General features: G+C 71.9%; 9 protein-coding genes. 7 read left to right on the forward strand and 2 right to left on the reverse strand.

Translation table 11 applies throughout. The annotated features are described in order from the left end of the window. The coding region (locus tag QH283_RS21380; protein WP_280504757.1) for a hypothetical protein at window positions 1-196 on the forward strand (196 nt) is incomplete at its 5' end. On the opposite strand, the gene QH283_RS21385 is transcribed toward QH283_RS21380, so the two are convergent. Next, entirely contained in the window at window positions 190-549 is a 360-nt protein-coding gene (locus QH283_RS21385; protein ID WP_280504758.1) for a DUF1844 domain-containing protein, read from the reverse strand. The two genes, QH283_RS21380 and QH283_RS21385, sit on opposite strands and share 7 nt — an antisense overlap. Beyond that, window positions 546-1,082, reverse strand: a complete 537-nt coding sequence (locus tag QH283_RS21390; RefSeq protein WP_280504759.1) for a DinB family protein — start codon at window positions 1,080-1,082, stop codon at window positions 546-548. The genes QH283_RS21385 and QH283_RS21390 overlap by 4 nt, the downstream gene beginning before the upstream one ends. Before the next feature lie 339 nt (window positions 1,083-1,421). On the opposite strand from QH283_RS21390, the gene infC reads away from it, so the two are divergent. The 6 genes from infC to pheT all read left to right on the forward strand — a co-directional run bounded on the left by infC (window position 1,422) and on the right by pheT (window position 7,603). After that, on the forward strand, window positions 1,422-2,081 hold the full coding sequence (gene infC / locus QH283_RS21395; RefSeq protein ID WP_280504760.1) for a translation initiation factor IF-3: 660 nt from the start codon (window positions 1,422-1,424) through the stop codon (window positions 2,079-2,081). Window positions 2,082-2,138: 57 nt separating this feature from the next. Next, window positions 2,139-2,333 (forward strand): 50S ribosomal protein L35, encoded by a 195-nt coding sequence (gene rpmI / locus QH283_RS21400; protein WP_011208446.1) that lies wholly within the window; start codon window positions 2,139-2,141, stop codon window positions 2,331-2,333. 79 nt (window positions 2,334-2,412) lie between these two features. Then, window positions 2,413-2,793, forward strand: a complete 381-nt coding sequence (rplT, locus tag QH283_RS21405; RefSeq protein WP_014983432.1) for a 50S ribosomal protein L20 — start codon at window positions 2,413-2,415, stop codon at window positions 2,791-2,793. Between the two features lie 228 nt (window positions 2,794-3,021). Continuing rightward, a complete protein-coding gene (locus QH283_RS21410) occupies window positions 3,022-3,867 on the forward strand; it encodes a TrmH family RNA methyltransferase (RefSeq protein WP_280504761.1) in 846 nt (281 codons plus the stop codon). Between the two features lie 170 nt (window positions 3,868-4,037). After that, entirely contained in the window at window positions 4,038-5,066 is a 1,029-nt protein-coding gene (gene pheS / locus QH283_RS21415; RefSeq protein ID WP_280504763.1) for a phenylalanine--tRNA ligase subunit alpha, read from the forward strand. A 32-nt stretch (window positions 5,067-5,098) separates the two neighbouring features. Continuing rightward, window positions 5,099-7,603, forward strand: a complete 2,505-nt coding sequence (gene pheT / locus QH283_RS21420; RefSeq protein WP_280504762.1) for a phenylalanine--tRNA ligase subunit beta — start codon at window positions 5,099-5,101, stop codon at window positions 7,601-7,603. Window positions 7,604-7,637: the final 34 nt, after the last annotated feature.

The following is a 7,637-nucleotide window of genomic DNA, read 5'->3' on the forward strand; positions in this document are numbered from 1 at the left end:
GCCCCGCCCCCCCCCCCCCCGGGCACCCCCCCCCCCCCCCGGCGGGGCGGCGCCCCCCCCGGGCCCCCCCCCCCCCCCCCCCCCCCCCCCCCCCCGCCCCCCCCCCCCCCCCCCCCCCCCCCCCCCCCCCCCCCCCCCCCCCGCCTCCGTCGTCCGGCGGCGCGTTCCGGGGCGCGCCGCGAGCAGGCCTCAGTAGACGGGACCGGTGTACTTCTCGCCCGGGCCCTTACCCGGCGCGTCCGGGTGCGCCGAGGACTCGCGGAACGCGCGCTGTAGCGCCTGCAACCCCTCGCGCATCGGCCCCGCGTGCGGGCCGAGGTACTCTACCGAGGCGGTCACCAGACCCGCCAGCGCCGTGATCACCCGGCGCGCCTCGTCCAGGTCCTTGCGGGGGCTGTTCTCCGGGTCGTCGTCGCTCAGCCCGAGCTTCTCCGCGGCCGAACTCATCAGCATCACGGCCGCCCGGCTGATCACCTCGACCGCGGGGATCTCGGCCAGTTCGCGCACATCGCCGGGTTCGCGCGGGGAGTCGTCGAGCTCGTCAGTCATGACTGACAGGCTAGCGAGGCCGCCCGCACGATTCGGAGCTGGCCGATCTCGGCGACGTTCTTCAGCAGCTCCGCGTTCACCCAGTCGGCCAGATGCGCCACGGTGAGCCCGGCCTCGGCGGGCCAGGGATAGGCCGACGGCGCCTCGAGCGTGGCGTCGTCGCTCGCGTCCAGCGCCGCCGCCCACGCCGTCCGCAGCGCGCGCAGCCGCTGCAGCGCCGCCGCGCCCGTGCCCGGCCAGCAGACCTGCTCGCGTGGCGTCGGCTCGCGGCCCTCCAGATGCGCCAGCGCGGTGCCCCACCACCAGTCGATGTGCCAGCTGAGCCAGGCGACGGTGGGTGCGGGCATCGGGTCGGGTTCGATCTCGGCCCAGTCCGGCCGCCACCGGCCGTCCTCGCCGCGGTGTACCGTCCACACCACCGGCGCGGGGCGCCACAGGAAGTCGTCTTCGGTCAACGCGTTCAGGTGCACCTCGGCCGGCGCCCAGGTGAGCTCGAACTGCCAGTTCAGCAGGCCTCGTGCGGGGATCGGCATGCCGGACAGCTTCGCCGGGCGCGCCCGCCGCTCGCAACGGGTTTTAGCCGGTGGCCGCCGGAGGCGATTCGGTTCCGGGTCGTGACCCTGCTAGACTTTCTCCCGACGACCGCCCCGGCTGAGCCGGGGCCGACAAGTGGAGCCCGACTCCCACCGTTGCCGGCGACGCCGTAGAGGACGATCCCTGGTGAAACGGTCCGGTCATCCGCCTTCGGGTGGATTTCTCGCGTGTTCGTCGCGCGGGAGCCGATGCGCTGTGCCGTGTCGGTGATCGGTCGACGCGGGCCCCGTGGCGGTGAAATATCGCACCGGGGCTTTTGTGTTGGACAAGGGGTTGCATTGCTTGCGGTCGTCGTGACGACACCGCTTGACCTAGGAGGCCCCATCAGCACTGAGACCCGCATCAACGATCGCATCCGAGTTCCCGAGGTCCGGCTCATCGGACCTGGCGGCGAGCAGGTTGGGATCGTGCGTGTTGAAGATGCACTACGCGTCGCAATGGAAGCCGATCTCGATCTCGTCGAGGTCGCCCCGGATGCCCGTCCGCCGGTCTGCAAGATCATGGACTACGGCAAGTTCAAGTACGAGACCGCGCAGAAGGCGCGCGAGTCCCGGAAGAACCAGCAGCAGACCGTCATCAAGGAGCAGAAGCTCCGTCCGAAGATCGACGACCACGACTACGAGACCAAGAAGGGCCATGTCATGCGCTTCTTGGAAGCCGGGTCCAAGGTCAAGGTGACGATCATGTTCCGGGGTCGCGAGCAGTCCCGGCCCGAGCTGGGTTACCGGCTGCTCCAGCGGCTCGCAGGCGACGTCGCCGACCTGGGTTTCGTCGAGACCTCGGCCAAGCAGGACGGCCGCAACATGACGATGGTGCTCGCTCCCCACAAGGGTGCGAAGACCCGCGCCAAGGCGCAGCAGGCCGCCCGGCCTCAGCAGGGTGCGGCTCCCTCCGCTCCGGCTGCGGACCAGGGCGCCAAGCCCGCCGGTTCGCAGTAATACGTTCAGATGCCGCAGGTCTCCCGGTGACCTGCGGACGACAGATATGAGGATTCCATGCCGAAGATGAAGAGCCACAGCGGCGCCTCGAAGCGATTCAAGGTGTCCGGTAAAGGCAAGCTGCTGCGTCAGCAGGCGAACCGTCGCCATCTGCTCGAGCACAAGCCCTCCCGCCGGACTCGTCGTCTGGACGGCACCGAGGTCGTCGCGGCTGCCGATGTCCGTCGCGTGAAGAAGCTGCTGGGCCGGTAACCAGCCCCACCGGCTCATCGCCATCCTCCCGACCACATCCGGGCGCACCGCGCCCCCTATTCAGATCAAGGACTGACCTGTGGCACGCGTCAAAAGGGCCGTCAACGCTCAGAAGAAGCGCCGTTCCATCCTCGAGGCCTCCAAGGGCTACCGCGGCCAGCGCTCGCGGCTGTACCGCAAGGCCAAGGAACAGCAGCTGCACTCGCTCACCTACGCCTACCGGGACCGCCGGGCGCGCAAGGGCGACTTCCGCAAGCTGTGGATCGCGCGCATCAACGCCGCGGCGCGTCTGAACGACATCACCTACAACCGCTTCATCCAGGGCCTGAAGGCCGCCGGTGTGGAGGTCGATCGCAAGATCCTGGCCGAGCTGGCCGTCTCCGACGCCGAGGCGTTCGCCGGCCTGGTGGCCGTGGCGAAGGCCGCGCTCCCGCAGGACGTCAACGCCCCGGCCGCCTGAGCCGACCTCGTTGACCACGGGATCTTCTTTCGGAACGACCCGCGGACCCGCTTCGAGGAGCGGGGCTCGCGGGTCGTTCCGCGTCGTCCACAGCACGGGCGTCGTCCACAGCACGGGCGTCGTCCACAGCACGGGCGTCGTCCACGGCACGGGCGTCGGGTGTGGCGCGGGCATGGCCTGCGGCTCCCGGGCGGTGGCTCGCTCGTCGCGAGAGCGGGTGTGGCCGCGGTGACGGACGGGAACCGGATCGCCCAGGAAGCGGTGAGCAGGCACAATCCGCGCATCGTCGCGGCCGCCAAGCTGCACCGCGCCGCGCACCGCCGCAAGACCGGGCTGTTCCTCGCCGAAGGCGCCAACGCGGTGACCGCCGCGCTGGCCACCGGCCGCGTCAGAGAAGTGTTCTATTCGGCCGCCGCGGCCGAGCGCGAGCACGAACTGGTCGCCTCGGTGGCCGCCCGGGGCGTGCGCGCCACCCTGGTCGACGACCGCGCCGCCGAACACCTCGGCGAAACGGTCACCGCCCCCGGACTGGTCGCGGTGTGCGAGCAGATCGACGTGCCGCTCGCCGAGGTGCTCGGCGGCGATCCGCGCCTGCTGGCCGTCCCGGTGGAGATCGCCGAGCCGGGCAACGCGGGCACCCTGATCCGGGTCGCCGACGCGGTCGGCGCCGACGGCGTGGTCCTGGCCGGGTCCACCGTCGACCCGCACAACGGCAAGTGCGTGCGGGCCAGCGCGGGCAGCTTGTTCCACGTGCCGATCGCGCGCGGCCGCGAGATCGAGCCGACGCTCACCGCGGTGCGCGAAGCAGGCCTCACCCTGCTGGCCAGCGCCGCCGACGGCGAGGTCGACCTGGACGAGGCCGACGACATCCTGGCTGGCCCGGTGGCCTGGCTGTTCGGCAACGAGGCGCACGGCCTCGATCCGGCCGTGGCGGCGCTGGCCGACCATCGGGTGCGCATCCCCATCCACGGCCGCGCCGAGAGCCTGAACCTGGCCGCCGCCGCGGCGATCTGCCTGTACGCGAGCGCGCGCGTGCGCCATCGCGCCCGCGGCTCGGATCCGGTGCGCCGGTAATCCGGGTGAATCGCCGGAAAACGATCCCATAGGATTTCGTACCAGCAGCAATCGGGACCGGGTGCCGACCCGGCCCGCACCGACCCCAACGGGAGAGACGAACCATCGTGGCCGACGACAGCACCGGAGTCGAGCGCAGGACCGACGAGCGTAATGCCGCGGGATCGGCCGTGGATCTCAGCGAAGAGGCGCTGGCCGCGGCCGCCGCCGAAGCCGAGAAGGCTTTCGCCGCGGCTGCCGATCTGGACGCGCTCGCGGTCGCCAAGACCGACCATCTGGGCGGCAAGGCTCCGTTGGCGCTGGCCCAGCGCGCGCTCGGCGCGCTGCCCAAGGAGGAGAAGAAAGACGCGGGCAAGCGGGTCAACGTGGCTCGCGGCCGGGTCCAGCAGGCCTACGAGGCGCGCCGCGAGGTGCTGCTCGCCGAGCGCGACGCCGCCGTGCTGGTTGCCGAGACCATCGACGTCACCCTGCCCGCGCGTCGCCGTCCGGTCGGCGCCCGCCACCCCATCACCGTCATCTCCGAGCGCATCGCCGATGTCTTCGTCGCGATGGGCTGGGAGGTCGCCGAGGGCCCCGAGGTCGAGACCGAGCACTTCAACTTCGACGCGCTGAACTTCCTGCCCGACCACCCTGCGCGCACCATGCAGGACACCTTCCACATCGCGCCGGAGGGGTCGCGCCAGGTGTTGCGCACCCACACCTCGCCGGTGCAGGTGCGTTCCATGCTCGAGCGCGAGCTGCCGATCTACGTGGTCTGCCCCGGCCGCACCTTCCGCACCGACGAGCTGGACGCCACCCACACCCCGGTGTTCTCCCAGGTGGAGGGTCTGGCCATCGACAAGGGCCTGACCATGGCGCACCTGCGCGGCACGCTGGACGCCTTCGCCCGCGCCCTGTTCGGCCCCGACACCCGCACCCGCATGCGGCCCAACTACTTCCCCTTCACCGAGCCCTCGGCCGAGGTCGACGTGTGGTTCCCGGACAAGAAGGGCGGCGCGGGCTGGGTCGAGTGGGGCGGCTGCGGCATGGTGAACCCGAAGGTGCTCATCGCCAGCGGCATCGACCCCGAAGAGTACAGCGGTTTCGCGTTCGGCATGGGTCTGGAGCGGACCCTGCAGTTCCGCAACGGCATCCCCGACATGCGCGACATCGTCGAGGGCGACGTGCGGTTCACCCTGCCCTTCGGCATCCAGTCCTGACCTCCCCTTCGATCGAGAGAGCGAAAAGTCACGTGCGAGTAGCGCAGTCCTGGCTGACCGAGATCATCGAGCGCGGCGCCCCCGGCTGGTCGGTCACGCCCGAGGAACTCGACGCCGCCTTCGTCCGCGTCGGGCTGGAGGTCGAAGAGGTCGACAAGCTCGCCAGGGTGACCGGCGACATCGAGCATCCGCTGGTGGTCGGCCGTGTCCTCGAGATCACCGAGCTGACCGAGTTCAAGAAGCCGATCCGCTTCTGCAAGGTCGACGTCGGCAATCCCGAACCGCAGGAGATCGTCTGCGGCGCGCGCAATTTCGCGGTCGGCGACCTGGTCGTGGTGGTGCTGCCCGGCGGCGTGCTGCCCGGCGGCTTCGCGATCAGCTCGCGCAAGACCTACGGCCACATGTCGCACGGCATGATCTGCTCGGTCGCCGAGCTCGGCATCGGCAAGGACCATTCCGGCATCCTCGTGCTCGAGCCCGGCGCCGCCGAGCCGGGCGCCGATGCCAACGAGCTGCTCGGCCTCGACGACACCGTCATCGAGCTGAACATCACCCCCGACCGCGGCTACTGCTTCTCGGTGCGCGGCCTGGCCCGGGAGATCGCCTGCGGCTCCGACCTCGAGTACCTCGACCCGGCGGTGCGTTCGCTGCCCTCGGACGAGGCCCAGGCCTGGCCGATCAAGATCGAGCCGGACTCGCGCTGCACCCGTTTCGCCGCCCGCCGCGTCACCGGGATCGACCCGAAGGCAGTCAGCACCTGGTGGTTGCAGCGCAGGCTGCTGCTGTCGGGCGTGCGTCCGATCTCCCCGGCCGTCGACGTGACCAACTACGTCATGCTCGAGCTCGGCCAGCCGCTGCACGCCTTCGACGCCGCCCGGCTGTCCGGTGGCCTGGTGATCCGCACCGCGAACAAGGGCGAGACCCTGCGCACCCTCGACGATGTGGAACGCACCCTCGACGACGAGGACGTGGTGATCGCCGACGACTCCGGCGTGATCTCGCTGGCGGGCGTGATGGGCGGCGCCAGCACGGAGGTGGGCGCGGGCACCACCGACGTGCTGCTGGAAGCGGCGACCTGGAACTCGCTGCTCATCTACCGCACCGCGCGCAGGCACAAGCTGGTCTCCGAGGCGGGCAAGCGCTACGAGCGCATCGTCGACCCCGAGCTGAACGTCGCGGCGCTGGACCGGGCCGCCACCCTGCTCGCCGAGATCACCGGCGGCACCGTGGAACCCGTGCTCTCGGACGTGCGGGTGCCCACCCCGGCCGTCGAGCCGATCCCCATGGACATCGACCTGCCCGACCGTGTCGCGGGCGTCACCTACCCGCGCGGCACCGCGGCGCGGCGGCTGGCTCAGATCGGCTGCCATGTCGAGGTCTCCGTCGACGAGGAGACCGGCCACGGCCAGCTCGTGGTCACCCCGCCGAGCTGGCGGCCCGACCTGGCCCAGCCCGCCGACCTGGTGGAGGAGGTGCTGCGCCTGGAGGGCCTCGAGCAGATCCCGTCGATCGTGCCGACCGCCCCCGCCGGCCGCGGTCTGACCCCGCAGCAGCGTCGTCGCCGCGCCGTGAGCCGTGCGCTGGCCTTCGCCGGTGGCGTGGAGGTGCCCGCCCCCGTCTTCCAGGCGGCCGGTGTGTTCGACGTGTGGGGCCTGGACGAAGACGACCCGCGCCGCGACACCACCCGGGTGCTCAACCCGTTGGATGTGGAGCGCGCCGAGCTGTCCACCACTCTGCTGCCCGGCCTGCTGGAGATCGCCCAGCGCAACATCTCCCGCGGCGCCCGCGACCTGACCCTCTACGCCATCGGCCAGGTCACTCTGGCCACCGGCGAGACCAAGCCGGTGGAACCGCTGCCGGTGGACCGCCGCCCGACCGACGAGCAGATCGCGGGCCTGCTGGCCTCGCTGCCCGACCAGCCCGTGCGGGTCGGCGCCGTGCTCACCGGCCGTCAGGAGCCGCGCGGTCCGTGGGGTCCGGGCAGGCAGGTCGAGGCCGCCGACGCCTTCGCCCTGGTCGACGCGGTCGCCGACGCCGCGGGCGTGACGATCGAGCGCCGCGCCGCCGCCTACCTGCCCTGGCATCCCGGCCGCTGCGCCGAACTGGTCGTCGACGGCGCCGTCGTCGGCCACGCGGGCGAGCTGCATCCGGCGGTGCTCGAGCGCGCAGGCCTGCCCGCGCGCACCTGCGCGGTGGAACTCGACCTCGACGCCCTGCCGCTGGTCGAGGCCAGGCCCGCCCCGGTCGTCTCGGCCTTCCCCGCCGTCCTGCAGGACGTCTCGGTCAGCGTCGAGAAGACCGTCCCCGCCGCGGCCGTCGAAACCGCCCTGCGCGACGGCGCGGGCGAGCTGCTCGAGGACCTCGCCCTGTTCGATGTGTACGAGGGCGAGCAGGCGGGCGAGGGCCGCAAGTCGCTGACCTACGCCCTGCGCTTCCGCGCCACCGACCGCACCCTCACCGAGGACGAGGCCAGCGCGGCCCGCGACGCCGCCGTCGCCGCCGCGGGCGAGGCCGTCGGCGCGGTCCTGCGCGGCTGAGCCGCGAGAACGGTCTCGATCGGCCGGTAGGGGC

The organism is Nocardia farcinica (assembly GCF_029867845.1).
Lineage (GTDB): Bacteria > Actinomycetota > Actinomycetes > Mycobacteriales > Mycobacteriaceae > Nocardia > Nocardia farcinica_A.

What these genes read in the sequence shown, in the direction of transcription:
- QH283_RS21385 (WP_280504758.1), bottom strand. Translation starts at nt 549, where the DNA reads ATGACTGACGAGCTCGACGACTCCCCGCGCGAACCCGGCGATGTGCGC.
- rpmI (WP_011208446.1), top strand. Translation starts at nt 2,139, where the DNA reads ATGCCGAAGATGAAGAGCCACAGCGGCGCCTCGAAGCGATTCAAGGTG.
- QH283_RS21390 (WP_280504759.1), bottom strand. Translation starts at nt 1,082, where the DNA reads ATGCCGATCCCCGCACGAGGCCTGCTGAACTGGCAGTTCGAGCTCACC.